This window comes from Achromobacter seleniivolatilans (assembly GCF_030864005.1).
GTDB lineage: Bacteria > Pseudomonadota > Gammaproteobacteria > Burkholderiales > Burkholderiaceae_B > Achromobacter > Achromobacter seleniivolatilans.
Genome location: NZ_CP132976.1, coordinates 5,148,016 through 5,171,098 on the forward strand (window position 1 = coordinate 5,148,016; position 23,083 = coordinate 5,171,098).

Genomic DNA, 23,083 nt, shown 5'->3' on the forward strand with positions numbered 1-23,083 from the left:
GCCGGGCTTTGCTTATTGTGCTGCGATGCTGGGCAGAATGCCGATCCGGTCCGACACCAGTTGCACGGCGTTCATGGCGCTTTGCCGGTCGGGATACGGGCCGATCCGGACGCGGTACAGGTTATTGGTTTGTTCCACCTGCGCGGGCGGGGCGCCCGCCGAGCTCAGTTGCGTATTGATGCGAGCCACCAGCGACTGCGCATTCGCCGGCTGGCTGAATGCGCCCACTTGCAGATAGACGCCGCCGATACCGCCCGATGCAGGCTGGCGCACCGGGGCGGAGCCAGATGCCGGGCCCGGCAACGGTTCGGCCGTCAGTGCCACTGGCACAGCGGCAACCGGCGCCAGCACGGGCGATGATCCGGTGGCCGACGCCGGTTCCAGGGCGGCTGCTGCCGGCGCGCCTTGCGAGGCCAGGCGCCGGATCTCGTCTTGCTGAATGCTTTCCACGACCACCTGGCCGCTGCCCGGGCCGATGATGCCCAGCTTGTATGCCGCCACGTAGGACAGGTCCATGATGCGGTCGCTATGGAACGGCCCGCGGTCGTTCACCCGCACGATGATCGTCTTGCCGTTCACCAGGCTCGTCACGCGGGCGTAGCTGGGAATCGGCAGGGTCGTGTGGGCGGCCGTCATGGCGTACATGTCGTAGGACTCGCCAATGGACGTGGAATTGCCGTGGAACTTCTTGCCATACCAGGACGCGGTGCCGCGTTGCTTGTACGGCTGGCCTGTGGTGTCGGGCACATAGCGCTGGCCAAATACCACGTAGGGCCGGTTGGCGCCGCTGGCGTAGGGCTCGATGCGGGGCACCGCGTCGGGCACCTGGTCCAGATTGGACGGCGGATTGGCATCCGGGCCGTCGTCTTTGTAATACCCGCCGCCCTTTTTGCGTCCGCCGGTGGAAGAACAACCGGCCACGGCAATGGCCAGCAACAGCATCAGAATCAGGTGGAGCGGACGGGGCAAGGTCATGCGGATTCGTCGGGCAATTGGTTGCGGTGGCGCACCAGCAAGGGATCGTGGTCGGCAAAGCGCAACGCCAGTTGCTCAACCACATAGACCGAGCGGTGCTGGCCGCCGGTGCAGCCGATTGCCACGGTCAGATAGTTACGGGTGTCTTGGGTGTACTGCGGAAGCCAGCGGTTCAAGAAGCCGGCAATGTCGTCGACCATCTGGCCCACCTGCTCGTAACCCGCCAGCCAGGTGGCGACGGGTTCGTCGCGTCCGGTCAGCGGGCGCAGGTTGCGGTCGTAGTGCGGATTGGGCAGGCAGCGCACGTCAAACACCAGGTCGGCGTCGCCGGGTACGCCGCGCTTGTACGCAAAGGATTCGAACGTCAGTACCAAGGGCGCGCGGTCGGCCTTGATCAGATCGCGAATCCAGGCGCGCAACTGTCCTGGCGTCAGGTCAGACGTGTCGATGACATGTTCTTGCTCGCGCAAAGGCGCCAGCAGCTCGCGTTCAAGCGCGATGCAGTCGGCAAGCGAAGGCGGGGTGCCGCCGCGTTGCAGGCGGTCTGTCAGCGGATGACGGCGGCGGGATTCGGAATAGCGTTGCACCAGCGTGGCGGTGCTGGCATCCAGGAACACCACGCGCAGGCTCGTGCCCATGGCGCGCAGGGCGGTGACCACATCAGGCAGTTCTGCCAGTTCCCCGGGTGACCGGACGTCGATCGCAACGGCCACGCGTTCCATGCCGTCATCCCGGGCATTGGCGATGAACTCGGTCAGGAAGCGCACGGGCAGGTTGTCGACGCAGGTGTAGCTGGCATCTTCAAGCATGCGCAGGGCAACGGATTTACCGGAGCCCGATATGCCGGTGACCAGGACGACTTTCAACATAGACATAATTGTGGCACGCTTTTCCAGGACGATGCCGGCGGGATAGCATCTGATATGGCCGTAAACTCGGAATCTGCGCCTGTACCCTTTCATGACCCTTAGCGTAAGCTTGGGGCCGGACATTGGACAGATTCACTTACGCGCCCCGCCGTCATGCGTTTCGGGGGATAGGAATTCGACCTAGATGTTAGCCCTCATTTCCTTTCGTAGTGTTTCACTGCCGCGTTTTAGGGCAACTTCGCGCTTGATGCTGGCTATGGTTGTTGGGTTTCTGACAACAACCGCGCTGGCCCAACAGCCGGCTCCGGACACCTTGCGCCCCGACACCATGGCAGCTCGCGTTGCCGCCTGTACGGCCTGTCATGGCGCGCAGGGCCGCGCGGGCGCCGACGGCTACTACCCGCGCTTGGCGGGTAAGCCGCAAGACTACCTCTATCACCAGCTGCTTAACTTCCGCGATGACCGGCGGCAGTACCGCCCGATGGCTCATCTGCTGGCTGGCCTGCCCGATGACTACCTGCGCGAAATCGCCGCGTATTTCTCTGAGCAGCACGTGGCCTACCCGCCGCCGTTGCGGGCCGACGCTACCAGTTCCGCGCTCGAAGCCGGCCGCGCCTTGGCGTTGCAGGGCGACGCCGCGCGCGGCCTGCCTGCCTGTGCGTCCTGTCATGGCGCCGCTCTGGGCGGCCAACTGCCCGCCATCCCGGGCCTGCTCGGTTTGCCGCGCGACTATATCGGTGCGCAGATCGGCAGCTGGAAGACCGGCCTGCGCCGCGCGGCCGCGCCCGACTGCATGGCGGATATCGCCAACAAATTGACCCCCACTGACATCAGCGCCCTGGCGGCGTGGTTGTCGTCGCAACCCGTCGTCGAGCCCTATGTGCCTGACGCCGCAGGATCGCTGCGCCTGCCCGCTGAATGCGGCAGCCAGGCTCAACGCTAAACGGGGGCCCGGATGAAACTGATCAAGAGAGTTCTGTGGGTGTTATTGCTTGCCGTGGTGGTGGTGGCAGGCGGCTTGTACTGGCTGGGTACGCGCGATGACACCAGCACCGGCCCAACTATGGCGGCGGGAGACGCCACCACAATGATCGAGCGCGGCCGCTATCTGGCGCTGGCCGGCAATTGCATGGCCTGTCATACCAGCCGGGGCGGCAAGGCCTTGGCCGGCGGTACGCCGATCCCCACGCCGTTTGGCACGGTGTATGGCCCGAACATCACGCCCGACGACAAGACCGGCATCGGCACGTGGACGGCGGATGACTTCTGGCAGGCGCTGCACAACGGTAAATCCAAAGACGGCACGCTGTTGTATCCCGCGTTTCCGTACACCGAGTACACACGCGTCAATCGCGCCGACGCCGACGCCTTGTATGCCTACCTTCGCAGCGTGGCGCCTGTCAGCCAGCCCAACCGGCCGCCCGAGTTGGACTTCCCCTACGACCAGCGGGTTTTGTTGGCCGCATGGCGCGCGCTCTATTTCAAGCCGGGTGTGCAAGAGGCCGACCCGAGCCAATCCGTCCAATGGAATCGCGGACGTTATTTGGTTGACGGGGTGGGGCATTGCGCCGCCTGCCATACGCCGCGCAATAGTTTGGGCGGCCTGCGTTCCGCTGAATCACTGACCGGTGGCGTCATTCCGGTGCTGGATTGGTACGCGCCGCCGCTGACCAATGACATGCAAACCGGAATGGGGCGCTGGAGCGCGGCTGATATTGCCGCTTTGCTCAAGACCGGCATTTCGGCGCATTCCAGCGCCAGCGGCCCCATGGCCGAAGTGGTGTTGGGCAGCACGCAACATCTGACAGATGCCGACGCGCTGGCGATTGGCGTCTACATCAAGTCTCTGCCTGCCACGCCGGCCTCCACGCCACGCCAGCGTTCCGCCGCGGCGCCTGCTGCAATGGAACTGGGCGGCAAGATTTATCGCCAGCAGTGCGCGCAGTGTCACCAGCCGGCAGGACAGGGAAGCGGTACGGCATGGCCCGCGCTGGCAGGTAATCCCACCGTGACGGCGCCGTCGCCCGTCAACGCGATACGCATGGTGCTGGACGGCGGTTACGCGCCTGCAACCGCCGCCAATCCCAGGCCTCACGGCATGCCGCCGTTCGGGCAGATTCTGAATGACAACGATATCGCCATGCTGGTGTCGTACATCCGCAATAGCTGGGGCAACGAAGCAGGCGGGGTGACGTCGCTTGAGGTCAAGCGGGCGCGCGCCGCGTCGACGCTGAACTAACGCTGCTTGACGGCGGCAGCGCACGCTTCGCGTGCCAGCTCACCCAGGGTGCGAATGGCGTTTTCGTGGCCGGCATCCCACGGGTGGCCATAGTTCAGGCGCAAGGCGCTTGCGAATTGGCCGCTGGCAGAAAAGATCGGACCCGGCGCCACGCTGATGCCGCGCGCCAACGCGGCGCGGTGTAGCGTCAGTGCGTCGACGGCGGCGGGCAGTTCCAGCCACAGAAAAAAACCGCCTTGCGGGCGGGTCACCCGCGTGCCAGCCGGAAACTCTTGCGCAATCGCATTGGCCATGTGCTCTTGCTGCGTCTGCAAGGTCTCGCGCAGCCGGCGCAGGTGGCGGTCGTAGCCGCCTTGTTCCAGGTATTCGGCAATCGCGCCTTGCGCGGGACCGGAGGCCGACAGGGTTGAAGAAAGCTTCAGCCGCTGCACGCGTTGTGCGTAACGGCCCGCAGATACCCATCCAATGCGATAGCCCGGCGCCAGGCATTTTGAAAATGATGAGCAATGCAACACTAGCCCGCGCGTGTCGTAGGCTTTGGCGGGCACTGGCCGCGTGGGTCCAAAATACAGTTCGCTGTAGACGTCGTCTTCGATCAGCGGAATGTCGTGACGCGTGAGCAATTCCACCAGTTGCCGCTTCCTGTCGTCCGGCATCAGGCTGCCCAGCGGATTCTGAAACTGAGTCATCAGCCAGCAGGCCTTGGGCGCATGCCGTTTGATGGCCGCCTCCATCGCATCCAGGTCGATGCCCGTACGCGGATGAGTCGGCACTTCCAGCGCTTTCAGGCCCTGGCGTTCCAGGGCTTGCAGGGCGCCGTAGAAGGTCGGCGCTTCGACAATGACGGTGTCGCCGGGTTGCGTCACGGCTTGCAAGCACAAGTTCAGTGCTTCCAGCGCGCCATTGGTGATGACGATGTCGCTCGCGGGCAGATTGATGCCGCCAATCAGGTAACGCAGCGCGATCTGCCTGCGCAGGCCGGGGTTGCCGGGGCTCAGATCTTCTACCGTATCCAGCGGATTCTGGCGTTTCAGGTGCGCGGCCATGGACTGCGCCAGACGGGGCAATGGAAACAACAGCGGGGAAGGGAAGGCGGACCCAAGCGGCGTCACGTCGCGATTGCGGACGGAATCCAGGATGTCGAAAATGCGCTCGCTGATCGCGAGTTCGGTGGACTCACCGTCGGGGCACGAGGCGCCCGGTTCTGGCGGCAGAGATTCTGCGGGGGCGTGAACGTAGTAGCCCGAGCGGGGGCGCGCGCGGATCAGGCCGCGGGCTTCCAGCAGGTAATACGCCTGGAACACCGTGGAAGGGCTGACGCCCCGGGCCGCGCAGGCGTCGCGTACGGACGGCAGTTTGTCGCCGACCCGCATCACGCCGTCGCGGATCGACTTTGCGATCTCGGCGGCCAGGGTTTCGTACAGGCTCACGGTGCCGCAGAGCGACGCGCGTTCATTTGCTGCTTTGCAGGATCGCCATGGCTTGGCGTTCCATGAACTCGCCCAGCGTGTCGATACCGCGCAACTTGAGTATTGTGTTGCGCACGGCGGCTTCGACCAGCACGGCCAGGTTGCGGCCTGCTGCCACTTGCAGCATGACCTTGCGCACCGGCAGGCCCAGCATGTCTTGCGTGATGTCTTGCAGCGGCAGACGCTCGAACTTGTCTTGTGCCGTCGCACGAACCAAATGAACAATGAGCTTTAGGCGCATCTTCCGGCGCACGGATGTTTCGCCGAAGATGGTGCGGATGTCCAAAAGACCCAGGCCGCGGACTTCCAGCAGGTTTTGCAGCAGCTGCGGGCAGTGGCCTTCGATCATGTTGGGCGCCGTCCGCGAGAATTCAACTGCGTCATCGGCAACCAGCCCGTGTCCGCGTGAAATCAATTCCAGCGCCAGCTCGCTTTTGCCCAGACCCGACTCGCCGGTGATCAGCACGCCCAGACCCAGCACATCGAGGAACACGCCGTGCACCGTGGTGGTGGGCGCAAGCTTCTTGCCCAGATAGATGCGCAGCAGATCGATCAGTTGCGCAGCCGCCACCGGGGTGGACAACAGCGGCACCTGATGCTGATCGCATTGATCGATCAGGTCCTGCGGCGGCGTCAAGCCGTCAGCCAGGAAAATAGCGGGTACGCCGCCAATCAGCAGCTCGTCCATGTGATGCATGCGGCGGCGCAGGTCGAAACGCGTGTAATACGCCAGTTCTTCCTGCCCGAACACTTGAATGCGGGACGGGTGGATCAGGTTCAGGTGACCAACAAGGTCAGCCGCCGCCATGCCGTCATCGGGAATTGCCCGATCAGCAGCGCCTTGGCCAGAAATCCAGTTAAAGGGGATTTTGTCGGCATTGTCGTCGACGAGTTCCTGCACCGTAAGCATGGCAGCGTTTCCGCGAGGGGTCAGAGTTGGCCGGTCGTGAGCATTCTGTGAACAATGGCTGCGTCGGGTTCCGTGGCCAGAGCCTCGCGCAATGCCTTGTTAGACATGAGTTGAGCGAGTTCAGCCAGGATGTCCAAGTGCTGTTGAGTGGCCGTTTCAGGCACCAGCAGGCACAGCAACATTGACACCGGTTGTCCGTCAGGCGCGTCAAAGGTGATGGGCTGGGCCAAGCGGATAAATGCCGCCAGCGCCTGCTCCAAACCCTTCACACGGCCGTGGGGAACGGCAACGCCCTGCCCAAGAGCAGTGGAGCCTAAACGTTCTCGGGCAAACAGGCTGTCGAACACGAGCGCGCGCGCCAAGCCATGATTGTTTTCAAAAAGAAGCCCGGCTTGTTCGAACGCTCGTTTCTTGCTCGTTGCGAGCATATCGAGCACGACGTTGCCGGCGGGTAGGATGCGCGACAAATGATTCATCGGGTCATTATAGGGTTATATGGTGCAGTGCAATGTGGCCTCGAGACGCGGCCAATGGATGGCCGCGTTGCGGCGGGGCAAGAGCGACAGCATAGACCGATAGTGCCGGATTGTGGGCATTCCGGGCTGTCGGGCCGCGCTCAGGCATGCCTAAAAGTCTGAAAAGTGGGAAACCGGGCACGAAAACGCAGATTCGCCAGCAAACGCCGGGAATAAGGGACAAATCTTCGGGGGGGTAATGCGAGAGGAACCGCGGGGAACAACAAGGGGGGGAGTTTGCCGATGCCCCAGCTGGACGTGAAGTCTAGCGGGACACCGGGACTTTAGGCAGGATTTTGCAATCGCTGTTTAGCTTACCTCGCAGGGCGAGTGATCATGAAGCGCATTACTGCTGGGGTGGCGAAAGATTCGCCGCTTGCCGCTTCACGGACTCCGCTGTGTGGCTTCGTACCTTGTCCTTGTGCTTGATGACCTGACGGTCGACTTTGTCAGCAAGAAGGTCTATGGCTGCGTAGAGATTTTCATCGGTTGCTTCACAATGAATGTCCTTACCGCTTAGACGCATGGTGATTTCGGCTCTGTGCCGCAGGGGCTCTACCGAGAGCATGACCTGGGTATCGATGACGTGATCGAAATGCCGCAGCACTCGCGCCAGTTTGTTCATGACATATTCCCGGATTGCCGGGGTGACGTCGAGGTGACGACCGCAGATGCTCAGGTTCATAGTGTGCTCTCCTTCTAAAAGAGGAAAAAAGTGCGCAAAATGCGCGGTGGTTTCTTTAGGCGTTCTCCTTGATAGAGTGGGTTCGTTAGGTACTAGTGTATAGACTCGGGCCGAGAAAACAAGCTGACCTAGCGCAAGTTCATGGCATTTTTATGGCGGAGCCGCTAGTGCGTATGACGATGCGTACGCAGGGGGCCTAGGGGTCTTCCCCAGGCCCGCCTGTTACATGCGAAAGTGCTCGCCCAGATACACGCGGCGCACCGCCGGATCACCCACGATTTCATCGGGATGGCCGTCGGTCAGCACCTTGCCTTCGCTGATGATGTAGGCACGGTCGCAGATGCCCAGGGTTTCCCGCACGTTGTGATCGGTGATCAAGACGCCGATGCCGCGGCCCTTCAAAAAGCGCACGATGCGCTGGATTTCGATCACGGCGATGGGGTCCACGCCAGCAAAGGGTTCGTCCAGCAGAATGAAGCGCGGGCTGGTAGCCAGCGCGCGCGCGATTTCCACCCGGCGGCGTTCGCCGCCTGACAGCGAGATCGCCGCGTTGCTGCGGATGTGGCCAATCTGGAGTTCTTCCAGCAAGGACTCCATCTGCTCATTGATCTTGGGCGTGCTTAACGGGCGGCCATCGGGATCTAATTGCAGTTCCAGCACGGCGCGGATGTTTTGCTCCACGGTCAGGCGGCGGAACACGGAAGCATCTTGCGGCAGGTACGACAAACCCATGCGCGCACGCTTGTGGATTGGCATCGCAGTAATGACCGAGCCATCGATTTCGATACGGCCGGCATCTGCGGGCACCAAGCCCACGATCATGTAGAAGCTGGTGGTCTTGCCAGCGCCGTTGGGGCCCAGGAGCCCGACGACTTCGCCGCTGACGACGGACAGGGAAACATCCTGCACCACGGTCCGGCCGTTATAGGTCTTGCGCAAACCGGTTGCGCGCAGGCTGCCCTGCTTGACCCCTGAAGGGGCGGAGGTCACGGGGGTCGGCACAGAGGGTTGGTTCATCGTGGCTGCGAGTGGTGGTGCATGGGGAGCGCTTTAGCGCCCTTTCTTGGCGGCTTGCTGCGCGCGGCATTCGGCGACCGCAGCGTCTGACTTGGCGCGCGGTTCGGCAACCGAGCGCACCCGGCCACCCGCTGCGGCGGAGTTCGGGCCGCCCTGGGCTTCGTACGTGCCGGTCTTCTCGTTGTAGCGTATCCGTTCGCCGCGAATCGTGTCGAACGGTTTGCCACAGACGTAACGGACGACAACGGCTTGGCCGATGAGATCGAAGGTGCTCTTGGTGCCGTCGTATTCGGCGCGCAATCCCTTGCCCTCGATCAGCTCAAAGGTGTCGGGGCGTTCCTGGCGGATCGTTACGACCTTGCCTTTGTTGGCCGTCGCCGTGCCGTACTGGTTGCCCTGCGCATCTTCGTTCATTTGCAAGGTGTCGGACGTCAGGGTCATCAGACCACGCGTCATGTTGACGTTGCCCGTGAAGACGCTTTGCTTCTTCACGTCGTCATAGTGCAGGGTGTCCGACAGGATCAGCGTGCTGGGTTCTTCGGCCGGCGCGGGCGCGGGGTTCGCGGCATGAGCGGGCGCAAGCGCCGAGACCGACAGCAAAACGGCGCCCAACAGGCGCGTCGTTGGGGCAAGAAGGGTCCGAAGGTCGGTCATGGTTTCTTTTGGTCAGTGTTGTTGGCGGGTATCTCGGTCCGGCGCTGTTGCTTGCCTTCGGAGCCGGCAATTTCAACATCGGTGGACGCCGACACCTGCAATTGGCGTGTCTTGTTGTTGTAGTGCATGCCCTTGCCATTCATGCGCGAACGGCCTTTGATCACTTCGGCGGGCAGGTCGGTGAAGACCACATCGTCGTCAGGCAGGATGATCAGTTGCTGGCTGCGCACATCCAGCGCGTCATTGTTGGCGTCCGGCTGGCGATGCACATGGGCGTCGCCATTCATGACGATGCGCTTGCCGCCTTGCTCCATCACGGCGGTCTTCGAGACACCCACGGTGATGGGATTGGCTTCGCGTTGCCCCACCGCGCGTGGCGCGGTGATGTGATACGAGTCATCGTCGGGAAAGTGCTCCGCGTACTCGCCTTCCAGCCGGTTGATGGGACGGCCGGCCGGATCGGTGCGCAGCATAACGAAATTGCGCGACCATGCGTCCATTTCGTGCGTGACACGGCGCGGCGGGTCCATCTGGACCGCGCGTTGCGCGTAGTCGGCCGCCCACCAAGAGCTGGTGACCAGCACCAGCAGCAGGAACAGCGCGATAAGTGAGGGAAATCGTTCTTTCATCAGGTTCGCAGCAAAGGCGTGCAGGTTGTCGAGGCTGTCACTGGATGGCGCCCGGGCCGAGCAGGCCCGGCGCCGCCAGGAATGCGCCCAGCCGGCCTTGCGCCGCCAGCAGCAGGTCGCAGCATTCGCGGACAGCGCCGCTGCCCCCGGCCTGCGAGGACACCCAGTGCGCGGCCTGGCTGACATAACCCGGCGCGTTAGGCACGCTGGCGGCAAATCCAGCGCGTTGCATGGCCGGCAGGTCGATGATGTCATCGCCCATATAACCGGCCTGGTTCAGTTGGACACCCGTTCGTTGCGCAAGTTCGGCCAGAGCAGATCCCTTGTCGCGCACGCCTTGCATGACTTCCGCAATGCCCAGTTCGGCGGCGCGGCGCGCCACGATCGGCCCCGAGCGGCCCGTCATCAGCGCTACGGTCAGCCCGCCTTCCATCAGCAAGCGCAGACCATGGCCATCCAGCGCATTGAAACGCTTTTGCAGTTCGCCGCTTTCGCCATAGTAGAGGCTGCCATCGGTGAGCACACCGTCGACATCGAACACCATCAGACGCACGGCGGCGGCGCGTTCGCGCACGGCAGCGGGGATACGGGCAAGCACCAGCGCTTCGGCCGGGTGATTCACGGAAGCAGGAAGAGTCATAGTCATACCACTTTAGCGGCCATCAGATCATGCATATGCAAGGCGCCGAGCAGGGCGCCGTCTTGGTCCAGCACCAGCATTTGATTGAGCCGTTGTTCGTCCATCTGCTGGGCGGCCTCGACGGCTAGCGCGTCGGGGTTGATGCTGCGTGGCGAACGGGTCATGCCCGATTCCACGGTCAGACTGCGGATATCGCCGTGCCGGGCGATCAGGCGGCGCAAGTCGCCATCCGTAAAGATGCCCAGCGGGCGGTGCTGCGCGTCGGTCACCACCGTCATGCCCATACCCTTGGCAGACATGACTTCCAGCGCTTGCGAAACGGGCGTGCCGGCGCGGACGATCGGCAGGGCGTCGCCCTGGCGCATCACGTCGCGCACATGGGTGAGCAGGCGCCGGCCCAGCGCGCCGCCCGGATGGGAGCGGGCAAAGTCTTGCGGCCCAAAACCGCGGGCTTCCAGGCAGGCCACCGCCAGGGCATCGCCCAGCGCCAGCGCGGCCGTGGTGCTGGCAGTCGGAGCCAGATTCAGCGGGCAGGCTTCTTGCGCCACGCTGCCGTCCAGGTGGATGTCGGCCAGCTTGGCCAGCTCGGATTGCGGATTGCCGGTGATCGCAACCAGCTTGGCCCCCATACGGCGCGCCACGGGCAGGATGGTCAGAAGCTCTTGGCCTGAACCCGAATACGAGACGGCGATCAGCACGTCGTCCTGGGTGATCATCCCCAGATCGCCATGCACGGCCTCGGCGGCGTGCACGAAGAATGCAGGCGTGCCGGTCGAGGCGAGCGTCGCCGCTATCTTGCGGGCGATGTGGCCAGTCTTGCCGATACCGCTGACCACGACCCGGCCGCGGCAGGCCAGCAGCAGGGCGACGACCCGCGCGAAGCTGTCGTCCAGCCGGGCGGACAGGTCCAGAAGGCCCTGGCTTTCAATTTGCAGCGTTCTGCGTGCAGATGCCAGCGCGGTCTCGGAAGATGTGGTGGGATGATCAGTCATGGAGGGATTTTAATATCAGTATGCTAGTTTGCCCCGGGCAGGGGGGTATGGCATCCTGGCGACTCTTTTCAATGGCTTTCAATCTTTCTTTCCAGGCCCGCTCCATGTCCAGCATTCCCAGCCCCGTCCTTGGCACGCCCCTGTCCCCTCTGGCCACCCGAGTCATGTTGCTCGGCTCCGGCGAATTGGGCAAAGAGGTCATCATTGCCCTGCAAAGGCTGGGCGTGGAAGTCATTGCAGTGGATCGGTACGCCGATGCGCCGGGTCACCAGGTGGCGCATCGGGCGCATGTGGTGTCCATGACAGACGCGGATGCCCTCAAGAAGATCATCGAGCAAGAGCAACCGCACGTTATTGTCCCCGAAATTGAAGCCATTGCCACCAGTTTGCTGGTGGAACTGGAAGCGGCAGGCGTCGTGCGCGTGACACCGACCGCCCGCGCGGCCCAACTCACCATGAACCGCGAAGGTATCCGGCGTCTGGCAGCCGAGACCCTGGGCCTGCCCACGTCCCCCTACCGTTTTGTCGACACAGAAGACGAATTGCGCCAGGCCATAGACGGCGGCATCGGGTATCCCTGCGTCATCAAACCGGTCATGTCTTCGTCGGGCAAGGGCCAGTCGGTCATCAAAAGCGCCGATGACGTCGCAGCTTCCTGGCGCTATGCCCAAGAAGGCGGCCGGGTTGGCGGCGGCCGCGCCATTGTCGAAGGCTTCATCCGCTTTGACTACGAAATCACCCTGCTGACCGTCCGCGCCCGTGGCGCCGATGGCACAGTCCAGACCCGTTACTGCGAGCCCATCGGCCACAAACAGGTTGACGGCGACTACGTCGAAAGCTGGCAGCCGCATCCCATGTCTCCCGCCGCGCTGGACCGGGCCCGGGAAATTGCCCTGGCCGTCACGTCCGACTTGGGCGGGCTGGGTATTTTCGGGGTCGAGCTCTTCGTGGCGGGCGACCAAGTATGGTTTTCAGAGGTCAGCCCGCGTCCGCACGATACCGGCATGGTCACCATGATTACCCAGGCCCAGAACGAATTTGAGCTCCACGCCCGCGCGTTGCTGGGCCTGCCGGTGGACACCAGCCTTCGGCAGCCGGGCGCCAGCAGCGTCATCTATGGCGGGGTCGACGCCGGTGCCGTGTCGTTCCACAACGTGGCGGATGCCCTGGCAGAACCTGGTACAGACATCCGCCTGTTCGGCAAACCCGAATCCTTCGTCAAGCGCCGCATGGGTGTGGCTCTGGCTGTCGCAGACGACGTGGCCGCTGCCCGTGCCAAGGCTAAACGCGTGTCGGCTGCCGTGACCGTCAAGGCTGGCTGATACGTTCAGGGCAGAGGCCCATCAAGGCGGGCGGATTTGTTAAGGGACGGGCCGCGCCCTGCGGGCAGCCTGATCATCCGGCCCTTTTATTCTGCGCTGCATTTATTTACCGAAACAGCCACCGTTTGGTGGCTGTTTGCATTGGAAGTTGCCGTTCGGCACGACCGTGCTGATTTTTCACATTGCCTGCAAATTAAGACTGTTGTCATAGGGCGCAGTCAAACTTGCGTCTTTACCCATGCTGACATTGTGGTTTGCGCTTTCGCACAGTTTGTTCGATAATTTCATGAATTACTGAAAGCGGTGTAACTGTTTTTTTCGAACAGGGCGCCGCTTCCTATCGTTGGCGTTGATTAATCATGGTTCTTACCCCTCAAAACGAACGTTTCGTCCTGCACTTTGGCGAAATGGGCAGCCGTTGGGGCGTAAACCGTACCGTCGGGCAGATCTACGCCCTGCTTTTTTTGGCTCCCGAACCGCTGCATGCGGACGACATCGCAGAAACCTTGGGTTTCTCGCGCTCAAATGTCAGCCTGGGGTTAAAAGAGCTGCAGTCCTGGCGGCTGGTCAAACTGATCCATCAAGTGGGCGACCGCCGCGACTACTTCGAAACTCCCAAAGACGTGTGGGAGATCTTCCGCACCTTGATGGAAGAAAAGCGCAAACGCGAGATCGAACCTACGCTGACCCTGCTGCGCGACACCTTGCTGGAGGCTCCCTCCGGCCCCAATGACGCGTACGCGCAACAACGCATGACCGAAATGCTGGAGCTCATCGAACTGTCCACAGGATGGTTCGATGAGGTTCAACGTCTGCCGCCAGAGACCCTTCAGACCCTCATGAAAATGGGGTCCAAAGTGCAAAAAGTACTGGGCTTTGCCGGCAAATTGCGGGGCAAGGGCTGAATTGTCACCCGCCTCGATTTTTCAGGGAACCTCTATGAAGTTGTATCCAACGCTCGTAACATGGCGCGAGAGACGGCCTGGGAACCATGCCGGTTGCCGCGGCACCTCAAATGCTTGGGAGCGCCCCAATGATTGATCTCGACGTAGTGAATCTGTCGCGATTTCAGTTTGCCGCGACTGCGCTTTACCACTTCCTGTTCGTCCCCCTCACGCTAGGCCTGTCGTTCATTCTGGCCATCATGGAAAGCGTGTACGTCATGACCGGCCGTCCCATCTGGAAGCGGATGACGATGTTCTGGGGCACGCTCTTCGGCATCAACTTTGCGCTCGGCGTTGCAACCGGCGTCGTGATGGAATTCCAGTTCGGTATGAACTGGTCCTACTACAGCCACTACGTGGGCGACATCTTCGGCGCACCGCTAGCGCTTGAAGGGCTGATGGCCTTCTTCCTGGAAGCCACCTTCGTCGGCCTGTTCTTCTTCGGCTGGAACCGCATGTCCAAGGTCAGCCACCTGGTGGTGACCTGGCTGGTGGCGTTTGGCACCAACTTCTCAGCTCTGTGGATTCTGATTGCCAACGGCTGGATGCAAAATCCGGTGGGCTCGGTCTTCAACCCCGACACCATGCGCATGGAGATGACCGACTTTGCTGCGGTGATCTTCAACCCCGTGGCACAGGCCAAGTTTGTGCACACGGTCAGTGCGGGTTACGTCGCAGGCGCCATGTTTGTGATGTCGATCAGCGCCTGGTATCTGCTGAAAGGCCGTCACAAGGATTTGGCCAAGCGCTCGATGGCGGTTGCGGCCAGCTTCGGCCTGGCAGGCGCATTGTCCGTTGTGGTGCTGGGTGATGAAAGCGGCTACCTGACGACTGAACATCAGAAGATGAAGATCGCGGCCATGGAATCCATGTGGCACACGGAGCCGGCTCCCGCGTCGTTCAACCTGATCGCGATTCCCAACCAGGAAGAGCGCAAGAACGACTTCGCGATTGAAATTCCCTATTTGATGGGCATCATCGGCACGCGTTCTTTGACGACCCCGCTGTTGGGTATCAATGATCTGATCCTGCGCGCCGAGAACCGCATCCGTGACGGTATCGTTGCCTATGAGGCCTTGCAGAAGATCCGCGCCAATCCCAAGGACACGGATGCGCGCATGGTGTTTGACAAGACCTGGCCTGACTTGGGTTATGCCTTGCTGGTCAAGCGCTATCAAGAAGATCTGACCAAGGTCACCGAAGCCGACATCAAGAAGGCAGCAATAGACACCGTGCCTAATGTGGCGCCGCTGTTCTGGGCGTTCCGCATCATGGTCGCGGTGGGCATGTATCTGATCCTGTTCTTCGGCGTGGCCTTCTGGCTGGCCTCGCGCGGCCGTTTGGACAGCCGCCGCGGTCTGCTCAAAGTGGCGCTGTGGAGCCTGCCCTTGCCCTGGGTCGCCATCGAAAGCGGCTGGTTCGTGGCTGAATATGGCCGCCAGCCCTGGGTGATTGAAGGCGTGCTGCCGACGTATTACGCGGCATCCGGCCTGACGATCGCCGATCTGGCCATCAGCCTGGCTATCTTCCTGGTGCTCTATACCGTCTTGCTGATCATTGGCGTGAAAGTCATGTTGCACGCCATCAAGGCGGGTCCGAAATCCGATGGGCCGGTGCCGGGTAATTCCGCTGCCGATCCTGTGCGCGCAGCTGTGCGCGCTTAAGGGGAGAGAAGCAGATGGATACCCTTATTCCTTTTGACTATGGCACCCTGCGCGTGATCTGGTGGGGGTTGCTGGGCGCACTCCTTATCGGCTTTGCCGTCATGGATGGTTTTGACCTGGGTGTAGCCGCGCTGCTGCCGGTGGTTGCCAAAACCGACGCAGAACGCCGGGTGGTGATCAACGTGGTGGGCCCGGTGTGGGAAGGCAACCAGGTCTGGCTGATCACGGCGGGCGGCGCCATCTTTGCCGCCTGGCCCTTGCTGTATGCGGCATCGTTCTCCGGGTTCTACCTGGCGATGATGCTGGTGTTGATCGCGCTGATCCTGCGTCCTGTCGGCTTCAAATACCGCAGCAAGATGGAAGGCACGCGCTGGCGCAACAGCTGGGACGGCGTGCTGTGCTTCTCGGGTGTGGTCGCGTCGCTGGTGTTCGGCGTGGCGATGGGCAATATCGTGCTGGGCGTGCCCTTCAGGTTCGATGCCGTGACGCTGCGGCCGATCTATGACGGACATTTCTATCAGCTGTTCGCGCCCTTTGCCTTGCTGGCTGGCGTGCTGAGTGTGGTGATGCTTGCCATGCACGGTGCGGTGCTGCTGGCCTGGCGCACTGAAGATCCCATCTCGTCGCGGGCCCGTAACTGGGGGCGTTTGTGCGCGTTGCTGACGGCGGCGTTGTTTGCCGCAGGCGGCTTCTGGGTGGCCGGTGGCATCGGTGGCCACACGATCACCAGCGCGGTGAACATGGCGGGTCCGTCGGACCCGATGCTCAAGACCGTGACCGTGCAGACGGGTGCGTGGATGGCCAATTATGCGAAATGGCCGCTGATGTGGATTGCACCTGCGCTGGGTGTGGGTGGCGCCGTACTGGTCGCGCTGTTGTTGACTGCGCGCGCCAATGTACTGGCGTTCCTGGCATCAGCGCTGTCGATTGCCGGTGTGATCCTGACCGTGGGCTTTTCACTGTTCCCGTTCATCATGCCGTCGTCGACGTTGCCGCAGGCCGGCCTGACCATCTGGGACGGTTCGTCCAGCCATCTGACGCTGTGGATCATGGTGATCGCGGTTGCGATCTTCCTGCCTATCGTGACGCTCTACACCGCTTGGGTGTACCGCGTCATGCGCGGCAAGGTGACCCATGAATCCGTGGGCGACACGCCCAATTCTTACTAAAAAGGAGCCTCCACCATGTGGTATTTCTCGTGGATACTCGGCTTGGGTCTGGCGTGTGCGTTCGCCATTCTTAATGCAATGTGGTTCGAGCTGCGCGAAGGGCAGTCGCATGACCCGCGCGCCAGCCGTAGTGACGAGTGAGCGGGGGCGCTAGCACCCTCGAGCACGACCCGTCGGCCAGTCTGCAGAAACCGCCGCGCGAACAGTCGCGGTGGTTGATGGCCCTTGCCCAAGCGGCAAGGGTTCCGCTGATCTTGGCCGGCGCGGCGCCGCTTGTAAGCGGCGCCCTGCTGGTTGTGCAGGCCTGGTTGTTGGCCACGGTTCTGGACGCGGCCATTGTCAAACAGGTGCCGCGACAGGAATTGCTGACTGGCATTCTGGGCATTGCCGGATTGATGCTGCTGCGCGCATGTATCACCTGGGCGGGCGAACGCGCAGGCGCGGATGCTGCCGAACGCATCAAGCGGCATGTGCGCCAGTCTCTGTTCTTGCGCCTGGTAAACAAAGGCCCTTACTGGAGCCGCGGTCAGGCATCGGGTGAGTTGGCCAGCGCCGTCGTCGATCAGGTCGAAGCGCTTGATGGTTTCTTTGCCAAGTATCTGCCCGCCATGGCTGCGGCAGCGCTGCTGCCCGTGGCGTTCGCGGTGTTGCTGCTGCCGGTGGACGTGATCGCCGGTTTGGTGCTGCTGATTACCGCGCCGCTTATTCCGTTGTTTATGGCCTTGGTGGGGTGGGGCGCGCAAGGCGCCAGCCGCCGTCATCTGCGCGCCTTTGCCCGCCTGTCCGGATTTTTCGCGGACCGGCTGCGAGGCCTGTCCACGTTGAAACTCTACGGCCGGGCAGAGGCCGAGGCGGCCTCGGTCGTGGCGGCAAGTGACGCACTGCGTCAGCGCACGATGTCGGTGCTTCGTATTGCCTTCCTGTCTTCCGCCGTGCTGGAGTTTTTTGCAGCGTTGGGCGTGGCAGGCGTGGCGGTGTACATCGGCCTGACTTATCTGGGATTTCTGGACGTGCGCTGGTCGCCCTTGACCTTGCAGGCAGGATTGTTCTGTTTGCTGATGGCGCCCGAAGTCTATGCGCCATTGCGACAATTCGCGGCGCATTATCACGACCGCGCCACGGCCATGGCCGCCGTCACGCAAATTGCCGTGTTGTTTGATGGTCTGCCTGCTGACGAAGCCGCTGATGATGCAGCGGATCGCACCCACGCGCCGTTGCAATCGGGCGCGGGTGCTGGCGTCACCATCCAAGGCTTGACCCTTCTTGCGCCTGGGCGCAGCAACGCCGTGCTGACCGATGCTGCGCTGGTATTGCCGCCCGGCGAGCATGTGGCCTTGATGGGAGCAAGCGGTATTGGAAAATCCTCGTTGATCGAGGCGATTGCCCGCTTGCGGCCTTTCCAGGGCGACATCCGCATAGACGGCGTGCCGCTAGCCGACTGGGATGAAACGGCGTTGCGGCAGCGCGTGGCGCTGATCGGGCAGAAGCCGCAATTGCTGGCGGGTTCGATTGCGGACAACATTCGCCTGGGTTGCCCCGGCGCTTCTGATGCTCAGGTGCACGAGGCCGCCCGGCGCGCCTGTGTGCTGGAGTTTTCAGAGGTCTTGCCGCAGGGTTTGGATACCCCATTGGGTAGCCGCGGGCATGGCCTGTCGGGCGGGCAGGCGCAGCGCGTGGCGCTGGCGCGGTTGTTCTTGCGTGATCCGGGACTGATTTTGCTGGATGAACCCACGGCGCATCTGGACGAATCCACGCAGCATCGCGTGCTGGATGAAATCCTGGAATTTTCTGCAGGCCGCACCTTGCTGCTTGCGACGCATGCCCCAGCGGTCGCCGCCCGATTTGGCCGGGTGTTGCGCGTGGCCGGCGAGAAAGTGGAAAACGCATGAAGAATCTGTTGTTGCTGTTGCCCTTGTATGCGCGCCGTAAAAGCGGTTTGTTGCTTGCCCTGTTTTGCGCGCTTGCCACGGTAGCGGCAGGCGTGGGCCTGTTGGGCGTATCAGGCTGGTTTCTGACGGGTGCAGCACTGGCGGGCGCGGGCGGCGTGTTTAATTTGTTTGCGCCATCCGCACTGGTGCGCGGGCTGTCTTTTCTGCGGATTGTGTCCCGCTACGCTGACCGGGTGGTGGGCCATTCCGCCACCTTGCGCTTGCTGGCGGACCTGCGCGCCACGGTATTTTCTGCGCTGATCCGGCTGACGCCGCGTCAACTGGCGCGGTATCGCAGCGGCGATTTGGTGGCGCGCATGACAGGTGACGTCGACGCGCTGGATACGGTCTTCTTGTTTGTGCTGGCGCCGCTGGCCACCGCCGTCCTGGCCGGCGCCGTGTTGACGGCTGTGCTGGGCATGTGGGTACCGGCCGCTGCGCTGGCGTTTGCCCTGGCGTTGTTGACCGCCTGTGTGGTGGTGCCGCTGTGGCTGCTGCGCGCGGCAAGAAAACCGGGCGCGGCCGCGCAGGAAAGCGCGGCCGGTTTGCGCGCGGCGACCTTGGACGCCGTGGATGGCCATGCGGATATGGTGGCCCTGCATGCGCAGGCGCAGACCGCGGAGCATTTTGAGCGCTTGTGCGAAGCCAGCGCGCTGGCCCGCCGCAGTCAAGCCCGGGTGGCGGCGCGGGGGCAATGGTTCTTGCAGGTTGCCGCCGGTGTTTCGGTGCTGGCGCTGCTGTGGTTTGGCCTGGGGACGCACGAGGCAGGGCAGATAGAAGGGCCCGTGCTGGTTGGCTTGCTGTTGGCAGTCATCGGAATTTTCGAAGTGGCTGGCCCTATCATGCGCGGTGCTTCGCGGATGGGCTCTGCCATATCTGCGGCCGGCCGTATCCGTGAAGTCGTGCAATGCGAGCCCGATATGCAGGAGCCGGCATCGCCGCATGCTTTGCCGCAATCAGGGGTGCTGGAATTAAGCGGCGTCAGCTTCTTTTATCCCGCTCGCGGAGACGGCGGCAGCCCGCGAGTATTGGACCAGCTCGATCTGCGCATCGAACCCGGCGAGCGTGTTGCCATTCTGGGGGCAAGCGGCGCTGGCAAGTCGACGCTGCTGCACTTGATTCTGCGCCTGGAAGATCCACAGGCCGGGCACGTGCGTTTTGGCGGTTGCGATGCGCGCACCTGTGCTCAGGCCGACTGGCACCGCCGTATCGCCCTGTTGTCTCAGGATGCCCCGATATTTTTGGGCACGTTGCGCACCAATTTGCTGATTGGCGACCCGGATGCGGACGATGCCAGGCTGTGGTCCGCGCTGGATGCGGCCCGGCTGGGCGATTTCGTACGCGGCCTGCCAGAGGGGCTGGACACCTGGGCGGGTGAAACAGGCTCGCAGTTGTCCGCGGGACAAGCGCGGCGCCTGTGCCTGGCGCGGGCGCTGTTGTCGCCTGCGGCCGTCATTGTGCTGGACGAACCCACTGCCGGACTGGATGCGGCCGCGGAAGCCGACTTCTTCAAGGATATGGAGCGCGCGGTGCGGGGACGCACTGTCGTGCTTGCCACGCATGCGGCGCTCCCCCAGGGAGCGGTCGATCGTTGCTATGTGTTGCGGGACGCGGGATTACATGAATTGTCATCTGCGGCGGCAATCCTGGCTTAAGCGCGGTGGCAAGGTTATAGTTCGCCTTGCTTCAATTCTTCAGGGCCGCTTCCATGCAGACCGACAACGCCGAGTACATCCGGCGCACTATCCGCAGCGTGCCGGACTGGCCCCAACCCGGTGTCGTTTTTCGCGACATCACGCCGGTGCTGCAAGACCCCCGTGCGTTCCGGGTACTGATCGATCTCTTCGTCTATCGCTACATGCGCCAGCGCCTGGATCTGGTGGCGGGCGTGGACGCGCGCGGCTTCATTGTGGGCAGCGTGCTGGCCTACGAACTCAATCTGGGTTTTGTGCCTGTGCGCAAGAAGGGCAAGCTGCCTTTTCGCACCGTGGCCGAGGAATACTCGCTGGAATATGGCAATGCGTCGGTCGAGATGCACACGGACTCCGTGCGTACCGGCCAACGCGTGCTGCTGGTTGATGACCTGATCGCCACGGGCGGCACCATGCTGGCCGCCATCAAGTTGTTGCAGCGCCTGGGGGCCAACGTGGTTGAAGCCGCCGCCATTATCGACCTGCCCGACCTGGGCGGCTCGGCCAAAGTCGCTGCCACTGGCACGCCGCTGTATACGGTCTGTCAGTACGGCGGGGCGACGCCGTAATTCTGGATCAGGGCAGCCCCGCTGACACAGTGGTTGTAGCGCAGCGGTTGCCCGCTATGAATTCCGATGCTGTTACGAATCGGACAGCCTGGGTTGAATGAAATCCAGGAAGGCCTTGGTCTTGGCGGGCAGCATCCGCGAGGGCAGTAGCGCAAAGAGCGGCAGCGGCGTGAGGCTCCATTCGGGCAGCACGCGGACCAGGCCAGCCTGCTTGATGGCGCGTTCCATCGCATCGAACACCAAAAGCGGCGTGATCCCCAGACCCTGGCCAGCCAGGCGTCCCAGCATGCCCACATTGTTCGCCGACAGGCGGCCTGATACCTGCACGCGCTCCACCTTATCAGCCGAATGCAGCATCCAAAAGGATGATTCCTCACGCATTGTGGGGCGCAGACATTCGTGATGGGTCAGGTCGGCGGGTACTCGCGGCTCGCCGTGACGCTTCAGGTAGTCGGGTGATGCGTACAACTGGTGGGCCATCAGTACGATCTTGCGCGAGATCAGGCTGGAGTCCGGCTGCTGTCCAAATCGCAGGATCAGATCGAACGGATTACTGATCGGGTCAATCGGACGCATGCTCAGATCGAAGTCGCATTCGATGTCGGGATGCTGGTCGCGGAATTCGCTGATGACCGCAGGCAAGAACAGCTGCGCCAGACTGGTCGGCAGCGAAATGCGCAGCCGCCCTTTGGGCTGCACCGCCATGTCCAACAGCTGGTCGTGCGCGATGCGCGCTTCTTCCACGATATGCCGGCAGCGTTCGAAATAAATGGCGCCAGCCTCGGTCAGGTCGATCTTGCGCGTGCTGCGGTTCAACAGCCGCATACCGACGCTGCGTTCCAGTTCACTGACGCGGCGCGAGAGCGTGGATGTCGGAATATTCAAGGCTTCGGCGGCGTGGCTGAAGTTCTTGCGCTTGGCGACTTCGACAAATAACGCGATGTCGTTAAGCTGGATATCCATGGTGCCCTCAAACCTCAAAATTCCATTTCTGGCAGATTTGTATGATAAATGGAATTATTGTCCCGTTTGCTGAAATGTCTATTTCTTGGCGTGGCGTGCAGCGTACATTGCATGGCGGGCTCGGGTTCCGCCGCCAAGCTGGCGTTTTGCTGAACGCCGCCAAGCCCTGCCGCGCTTGGCTCTAAGAGTGAACTGCGCAGAAATCGATCAGAATTCGCCGGATACGACTTGAAATTGTCCCACCAGTGCAAAGATGTTCCCCAAAATAAGGGTTTTTACTAGGCCAGGATCGCCAGATACTTCGTCCCAGCAATCAAACAGTCACATCGCAGCTGCCAGCCTGGCAGAAGACGCTGTGCAAGGTTTAGGATGGAGTCATCACAATGAAAGCACTAGCTACCGCACTTATGGTTACCGCTACCCTGGTGGGTATGACCGCCGCTCACGCCGATGGCAAGACGCGTGAACAAGTTCAACAAGAACTGCAAGCCGCCAAGGCCGCAGGCCAGGTCACGTTCGGTGAACTGGACTACCCGCCTGCCACTGCACAGCAAACCAGCCTGTCGCGAGATCAGGTCCAGCAAGAACTGCAAAGCGCCAAGGCCGCTGGTCAAGTGACCACCGCCGAACTCGATTACCCGCCCAAGGCTGCCGTGTCGCAATCCGGCGGCAAGACGCGCGAACAAGTCCGCCAGGAATTGGCTGATGCCAAGGCTCGCGGCGAATACACCTTCGGTGAATTGGACTACCCGCCCAAGGGCCGTTAAGAATTGCAGCGCCGGTCCCAGAGAGCCGGCCTCTGCATCGCCCGCCACAGGTCATGAAACCCCTTGAGACGCTCAAGGGGTTTTTTTGTGGCGCGGCCGGGTAGGGCAGCGGCCACTTGAAAACAGTGTGGCTTTTATGCCGCAGAACTGTACGGCCAGTGCAACAAGTGCTGTCGGCGTCCGGAGGCGATTGGTGCGGCCAAAGCAGCGCAGGCCCCAATTGCGAGCAAAGATTCGTATTTGATATCAACGTGTTAACGCGCTCGGTAATGGCGGCCGGCCTGTCAGGTGGCCGTCATTATCCCAACCATGGAAAGTAGTTCGTCGAAATCCGGGTTACTTCAACTTGTCTCAAGCTGGAAACTAAATGTAGTGCATACGCCGCTTGCCTCTCTGCAACGGCACGCCAATGCTTCGTCAATTGGACGGCGTGTTTGCGAGTGCCTTTTATCTCGCCATTTTGGGGACTTTT

Annotated in this window: 23 protein-coding genes; 11 read left to right on the forward strand and 12 right to left on the reverse strand. The window is 62.2% G+C overall.

Annotated features, from left to right (window positions below):
• Positions 1 to 12 precede the first annotated feature (12 nt).
• A complete protein-coding gene (locus RAS12_RS23280) occupies positions 13 to 975 on the reverse strand; it encodes a septal ring lytic transglycosylase RlpA family protein (RefSeq protein ID WP_306941846.1) in 963 nt (320 codons plus the stop codon).
• On the reverse strand, positions 972 to 1,844 hold the full coding sequence (gene rapZ, locus RAS12_RS23285; protein ID WP_306951586.1) for an RNase adapter RapZ: 873 nt from the start codon (positions 1,842 to 1,844) through the stop codon (positions 972 to 974). The genes RAS12_RS23280 and rapZ overlap by 4 nt, the downstream gene beginning before the upstream one ends.
• Positions 1,845 to 2,028: 184 nt before the next feature.
• Between rapZ and RAS12_RS23290 the strand changes: the two genes are divergently transcribed.
• Together RAS12_RS23290 and RAS12_RS23295 are read left to right on the forward strand one after the other, a co-directional pair.
• Entirely contained in the window at positions 2,029 to 2,787 is a 759-nt protein-coding gene (locus RAS12_RS23290) for a c-type cytochrome (RefSeq protein WP_306941848.1), read from the forward strand.
• A gap of 12 nt (positions 2,788 to 2,799) precedes the next feature.
• On the forward strand, positions 2,800 to 4,083 hold the full coding sequence (locus tag RAS12_RS23295; protein WP_306941850.1) for a cytochrome c: 1,284 nt from the start codon (positions 2,800 to 2,802) through the stop codon (positions 4,081 to 4,083).
• On the opposite strand, the gene RAS12_RS23300 is transcribed toward RAS12_RS23295, so the two are convergent.
• The 9 genes from RAS12_RS23300 to RAS12_RS23340 form a co-directional block, all read right to left on the reverse strand.
• A complete protein-coding gene (locus tag RAS12_RS23300; protein ID WP_306941852.1) occupies positions 4,080 to 5,513 on the reverse strand; it encodes an aminotransferase-like domain-containing protein in 1,434 nt (477 codons plus the stop codon). The genes RAS12_RS23295 and RAS12_RS23300 overlap by 4 nt on opposite strands.
• A 22-nt stretch (positions 5,514 to 5,535) precedes the next feature.
• Positions 5,536 to 6,462, reverse strand: a complete 927-nt coding sequence (gene hprK / locus RAS12_RS23305; RefSeq protein WP_306941853.1) for an HPr(Ser) kinase/phosphatase — start codon at positions 6,460 to 6,462, stop codon at positions 5,536 to 5,538.
• Between the two features lie 20 nt (positions 6,463 to 6,482).
• Positions 6,483 to 6,938, reverse strand: a complete 456-nt coding sequence (locus RAS12_RS23310) for a PTS sugar transporter subunit IIA (protein WP_306941855.1) — start codon at positions 6,936 to 6,938, stop codon at positions 6,483 to 6,485.
• A gap of 385 nt (positions 6,939 to 7,323) precedes the next feature.
• Positions 7,324 to 7,662, reverse strand: a complete 339-nt coding sequence (gene hpf / locus RAS12_RS23315) for a ribosome hibernation-promoting factor, HPF/YfiA family (RefSeq protein ID WP_306941857.1) — start codon at positions 7,660 to 7,662, stop codon at positions 7,324 to 7,326.
• Between the two features lie 222 nt (positions 7,663 to 7,884).
• Positions 7,885 to 8,679, reverse strand: coding sequence for an LPS export ABC transporter ATP-binding protein (gene lptB, locus RAS12_RS23320; RefSeq protein ID WP_306941859.1), 795 nt, complete (start codon positions 8,677 to 8,679; stop codon positions 7,885 to 7,887).
• A gap of 33 nt (positions 8,680 to 8,712) precedes the next feature.
• Positions 8,713 to 9,333: a lipopolysaccharide transport periplasmic protein LptA gene (gene lptA / locus RAS12_RS23325; RefSeq protein WP_306941860.1), complete on the reverse strand. Its 621-nt coding sequence runs from the start codon at positions 9,331 to 9,333 to the stop codon at positions 8,713 to 8,715.
• Positions 9,330 to 9,962 carry an LPS export ABC transporter periplasmic protein LptC gene (gene lptC / locus RAS12_RS23330; protein ID WP_306941862.1) on the reverse strand — a complete coding sequence of 211 codons (633 nt, stop codon included), beginning with the start codon at positions 9,960 to 9,962 and terminating at the stop codon, positions 9,330 to 9,332. The genes lptA and lptC overlap by 4 nt, the downstream gene beginning before the upstream one ends.
• A 37-nt stretch (positions 9,963 to 9,999) precedes the next feature.
• On the reverse strand, positions 10,000 to 10,608 hold the full coding sequence (locus tag RAS12_RS23335; RefSeq protein WP_306941864.1) for a KdsC family phosphatase: 609 nt from the start codon (positions 10,606 to 10,608) through the stop codon (positions 10,000 to 10,002).
• Entirely contained in the window at positions 10,605 to 11,594 is a 990-nt protein-coding gene (locus tag RAS12_RS23340) for a KpsF/GutQ family sugar-phosphate isomerase (protein WP_306941866.1), read from the reverse strand. The genes RAS12_RS23335 and RAS12_RS23340 overlap by 4 nt, the downstream gene beginning before the upstream one ends.
• 104 nt (positions 11,595 to 11,698) lie before the next feature.
• Here RAS12_RS23340 and purT point away from each other — a divergent pair, with 104 nt between their 5' ends.
• The 8 genes from purT (at position 11,699) to RAS12_RS23380 (ending at position 20,881) form a co-directional block, all read left to right on the forward strand.
• Complete coding sequence (purT, locus tag RAS12_RS23345; protein ID WP_306941867.1) at positions 11,699 to 12,916, forward strand: formate-dependent phosphoribosylglycinamide formyltransferase; 1,218 nt, start codon at positions 11,699 to 11,701, stop codon at positions 12,914 to 12,916.
• Between the two features lie 359 nt (positions 12,917 to 13,275).
• On the forward strand, positions 13,276 to 13,821 hold the full coding sequence (locus RAS12_RS23350) for a GbsR/MarR family transcriptional regulator (RefSeq protein ID WP_306941870.1): 546 nt from the start codon (positions 13,276 to 13,278) through the stop codon (positions 13,819 to 13,821).
• A gap of 128 nt (positions 13,822 to 13,949) precedes the next feature.
• Positions 13,950 to 15,524: a cytochrome ubiquinol oxidase subunit I gene (locus RAS12_RS23355; protein ID WP_306941872.1), complete on the forward strand. Its 1,575-nt coding sequence runs from the start codon at positions 13,950 to 13,952 to the stop codon at positions 15,522 to 15,524.
• 14 nt (positions 15,525 to 15,538) lie between these two features.
• The gene (cydB, locus tag RAS12_RS23360; protein WP_306941874.1) at positions 15,539 to 16,693 is read left to right on the forward strand and encodes a cytochrome d ubiquinol oxidase subunit II; all 1,155 of its coding nucleotides are present in this window, start codon (positions 15,539 to 15,541) and stop codon (positions 16,691 to 16,693) included.
• Between the two features lie 15 nt (positions 16,694 to 16,708).
• Positions 16,709 to 16,834, forward strand: coding sequence for a cytochrome bd-I oxidase subunit CydX (gene cydX / locus RAS12_RS23365; protein ID WP_306941875.1), 126 nt, complete (start codon positions 16,709 to 16,711; stop codon positions 16,832 to 16,834).
• A 77-nt stretch (positions 16,835 to 16,911) separates the two neighbouring features.
• A complete protein-coding gene (gene cydD / locus RAS12_RS23370) occupies positions 16,912 to 18,582 on the forward strand; it encodes a thiol reductant ABC exporter subunit CydD (RefSeq protein WP_306941877.1) in 1,671 nt (556 codons plus the stop codon).
• Entirely contained in the window at positions 18,579 to 20,276 is a 1,698-nt protein-coding gene (gene cydC, locus RAS12_RS23375) for a thiol reductant ABC exporter subunit CydC (protein WP_306941879.1), read from the forward strand. The genes cydD and cydC overlap by 4 nt, the downstream gene beginning before the upstream one ends.
• Before the next feature lie 53 nt (positions 20,277 to 20,329).
• Positions 20,330 to 20,881: an adenine phosphoribosyltransferase gene (locus RAS12_RS23380; protein ID WP_306941882.1), complete on the forward strand. Its 552-nt coding sequence runs from the start codon at positions 20,330 to 20,332 to the stop codon at positions 20,879 to 20,881.
• 72 nt (positions 20,882 to 20,953) lie between these two features.
• Here the strand turns inward: RAS12_RS23380 and RAS12_RS23385 are convergent, their stop codons facing one another.
• Positions 20,954 to 21,844, reverse strand: coding sequence for a LysR family transcriptional regulator (locus tag RAS12_RS23385; protein ID WP_306941884.1), 891 nt, complete (start codon positions 21,842 to 21,844; stop codon positions 20,954 to 20,956).
• Positions 21,845 to 22,227: 383 nt separating this feature from the next.
• On the opposite strand from RAS12_RS23385, the gene RAS12_RS23390 reads away from it, so the two are divergent.
• On the forward strand, positions 22,228 to 22,611 hold the full coding sequence (locus tag RAS12_RS23390) for a DUF4148 domain-containing protein (protein ID WP_306941886.1): 384 nt from the start codon (positions 22,228 to 22,230) through the stop codon (positions 22,609 to 22,611).
• Positions 22,612 to 23,083: the final 472 nt, after the last annotated feature.